Source organism: Methanoregula sp. (assembly GCF_002835825.1).
Classification (GTDB): domain Archaea; phylum Halobacteriota; class Methanomicrobia; order Methanomicrobiales; family Methanospirillaceae; genus Methanoregula.
Genome location: NZ_PIZH01000269.1, coordinates 1 through 3,098 on the forward strand (window position 1 = coordinate 1; position 3,098 = coordinate 3,098).

3 protein-coding genes are annotated in these 3,098 nt (G+C 57.1%); all 3 read left to right on the plus strand.

The features are described 5' to 3' along the window. The coding region (locus CW742_RS09590; protein WP_369333017.1) for an ATP-binding protein at positions 1–1,806 on the plus strand (1,806 nt) is incomplete at its 5' end. A 52-nt stretch (positions 1,807–1,858) separates the two neighbouring features. Next, entirely contained in the window at positions 1,859–2,086 is a 228-nt protein-coding gene (locus CW742_RS09595; RefSeq protein ID WP_292419684.1) for a ferredoxin, read from the plus strand. Between the two features lie 225 nt (positions 2,087–2,311). After that, complete coding sequence (locus tag CW742_RS09600; RefSeq protein ID WP_292419688.1) at positions 2,312–2,932, plus strand: ATP-binding protein; 621 nt, start codon at positions 2,312–2,314, stop codon at positions 2,930–2,932. The last annotated feature ends 166 nt before the right edge of the window (positions 2,933–3,098 follow it).

Sequence of the window (3,098 nt, forward strand, 5' to 3'; positions counted from 1 at the left end):
AGCGGGTTCAAAGCCGCAATAAAAGAGCACGAGAAGCAGAAGATCGTCCTCGAAGAGCAGAGAACGGCCATCGACGCAAAACTGAAAGTCCGTGACGAAGAGAAACTCGCGTACACAAAACTTCTCCAGCAGCAGCAGGCGGCACACCAGGAACTCCAGGAAGAAACGGTCCGCATCGGGAAGATCGAGGCCGCACTTGCGATGCTCGCGGACGAGGAAGCCGAGTACCAGAAGATCGAGAAGATCGCCGGATCGTACGGCGAAGTAAGAAAACGGCTCGACGCCCTGGTGCTGAAGAAGTCCGAGCATGCCCGACTCACCGCGGAGCTCAGCTTTGCGGAACGGGAGATTCGTGAGATCGACGCGAGGGCGGAGATGACGCGGGCGCATCTTGCAGCGCTCCAGAAGGACTCCTGCGAGAAAGAGAAGATCTGCAGCACCATACGGGGCCGGCTGAATACCGGGCCGGAGCTTCCCGACACGAGGCTTGAGACTGCGGTCAATCTCCGGCTCCACGAGATCACAAAGCAGGCAGCGACCATCGGGGCCCGGCTCCAGCAGTACCAGGCCGAACGGGAGAAGATCAAAAAAGACAGGGATACGATCGAAGCTGCCGGCCCGGACGGCGTATGCCCGCTCTGCCGGCAGAAGCTCGGGGCGCATATCGGGGATCTGGAAAAAGAGTTTGCCGCACGGCTGGAGGAGCTGGAGGAGAAGGCGGTAGCGGATCTCGCAAAGCAGGAGAAACTCACTGCTGAGAAATCCGCCATCGACTCCCTTGTCCCTTCGCTGGAGACGCTCCGCACGATTGCCGAACGGTTACGGATGCTCGTGGAGTACGAGAACGAGCTTGCGGAGCTCATGACAAAGCGCTCGAAGAAAGCGGAAGAAGCGAAAATCCACGCGACAGCAAGTGAAACGCTCGCGTACGATGAATCGGCGTACCGGGCCGCCGAGATGGAGGCGCACGAGGTCCAGAAGGTGCAGGCCCGGTTCACCGAGCTCGGGAAGAAGATCGGGCAGGCCGTCTCGTTAAAGCAGCAGCGTTCCGATCTCCTTGCCCGCACCACGCAACGGAAAGAGGATCTTGCCCGGCTGGAGAACGAGATCGCCGCGTCTGCCTATGATCCGGCAGAGACAACAAAGACGGAGGGCGAACTCGCATCAACGGACCAGCGTCTCCGTGACGAGGAAGTTGCCATCGCAACGGCATCGCGGGACCGGAAGTTTGCGGAAGACCGGATCATTGAATACAAGCGGGCACAGGACGAGATCGTGTATCTGCAAAAGCAGGCGGAAGGTCTCCGCGATGAGATTGCAAACCTGAAACTCACCCGCACGCTCATCGCGGAGTACGTCATCTACCTCATGCAGGTCGTGCGGAGCCGGCTCGAAGGCGAGGTCTCGCGCATCATCGCCGAGATCACGGGTGGGCGGTACGAGCAGGTGCTGCTGGACGAGGACTTCAACCTGCTCGTCCGCGACATTGACAACGATTACCCCATCGAGCGCTTTTCCGGGGGCGAGCAGGACGACATCGCAGTCGCATTAAGAATCGCCCTCTCGCGATACCTTGCCGAGCTCCACCAGGTCCACGAGTCCACGTTTCTCATCTTCGACGAAATCTTCGGGAGCCAGGACGAGGAGCGGAGGAGCAACCTCTTAACCGCACTCAGGACGCAGGAGTCCCGGTTCCCGCAGATCCTCTTAATCTCCCACATCGCCGAGATCCAGGGCGAGTTTGCAAACACGCTGGTCGTGGAAATGGGCACGGACAGCGCGAGCCGGGTGCGGGAAGCGGAGTAGGCGTATCTTTATTGCGCCCGTGGGCGAATACCCGCGTGAGAGGATCGATCGCATGGTGAAAGTAACCATTGACCGGATGACCTGCGTGAGCTGCGGGTCCTGCTGGGAGGCATGCCCGGATTTTTTTGAAGAGAACCCGGATGACTCATTCAGCCAGATCACTGAGAAATTCCGCAACAACGGCAACATCGGCGAAGGAACGCCATCGGCTGAGCTCGAAGCATGTACAAGGGATGCTGCGGAGCTCTGCCCGGTGCAGATCATCGGCATCAGCGATTGATCCGGCACGCGGCTCTTGCGATACCGCGCCGGGCTCTATGAGATCGATGAGGTTAGGTGCTTCCGCGGTGATAAAACCTTCCTGGGCCTGAACGAGGAGCCGGGATACAACCTCCTTTCAAGTCTTTGCACGCAGGAATTCCGGTTCACGGGCCGGTTTTATGTTCAGAAAAGTGTAACGCCACAACACTTTTATCATCCAAAAAGTGTACAATGAATACAGTTTATGGAACGAAAGATCGCCCGGCGGCTGGAAGAGTGGAAGCGCAATCCCCGCAGAAAACCGCTGCTGCTGCAGGGGGCACGGCAGGTGGGCAAGACTTATTCGGTCCTGGAATTCGGGAAAAAGCAGTACAAAACTATCGTGTATGTCAATTTCGAATCCAATGCAGGGGCACAACGGATCTTCGAACGTGACCTGGACCCGGAACGTATTATCAGGGAACTTGCCGCGTTGTCCGGAACAACCATCCGGGCAAAGGACACCCTGATCTTTTTCGATGAGATCCAGGCCTGTGAGAAAGCTCTTGCCTCCCTGAAGTATTTCTGCGAAGATGCAGGAGATTACGCCATCATCGCTGCCGGCAGCCTGCTTGATGTGGCCCTGAACCGGAAACAATTTTCATTCCCCGTAGGAAAAGTCGAGGTGTGCTCCCTGTACCCGCTCGATTTTGAAGAGTTCCTCTGGGCCATGGGAAAACACAAGCTTGCTCTCCTGATCCGGGATTCATACCGGTCCTGCACGCCAGTGAGCCTTCATGATACTGCCCTCGACCTGTATCTGCTGTATCTTGTTGTCGGGGGTATGCCAAGCGGTTCTCCAGTATATCGAGCGAAAAGATTTTGATCTCCTCCATTCCGTCCAGAAAAACATCAGCAATGGCGATATCGCTGACATTGCAAAGTATGCCTCTCCGTAGTAAACGACACGGATCATGGCGGTGTTCCGGAGCAGTCCGGCCTAGCTTGCAAAAGCCAACCACAAGTGTCATTACCGTCGGATAAAAGCCGGT